Consider the following 266-nt stretch of genomic DNA (forward strand, 5'->3'; position numbering starts at 1 on the left):
AAAGCGGTGTTTCTCTTCCAACATACGTTTGTAAATAATGATCTAATTCCTTTTGAAACGCTTCATCTTGCATCGCTTCTTTATATGCTTCTTCTAATTCTAATACGGATTGCATTAACGTTTCTGGAACGTATCGTCCTCCGTATATACCGTAATGACCTTTTTCATCTGGATATGCGTAGTTCATTTTGAACACTCCTTCGCTTTTTTAATAAATTGTTTTATTTTCTTTAGATCTTTCTTTCCTTCTGTCTCTACTCCGCTGC

The 266-nt window shown here is 35.3% G+C and carries 1 pseudogene; it reads right to left on the minus strand.

The annotated features are described in order from the left end of the window. Positions 1–187: pseudogene (locus FS641_RS17795) on the minus strand (tryptophan synthase subunit beta); the annotation flags it as partial. Between the last annotated feature and the right edge of the window lie 79 nt (positions 188–266).

Origin of the sequence: Curtobacterium sp. 9128, assembly GCF_007673775.1 — a bacterium.
In the GTDB taxonomy this organism is placed as follows: domain Bacteria; phylum Actinomycetota; class Actinomycetes; order Actinomycetales; family Microbacteriaceae; genus Curtobacterium.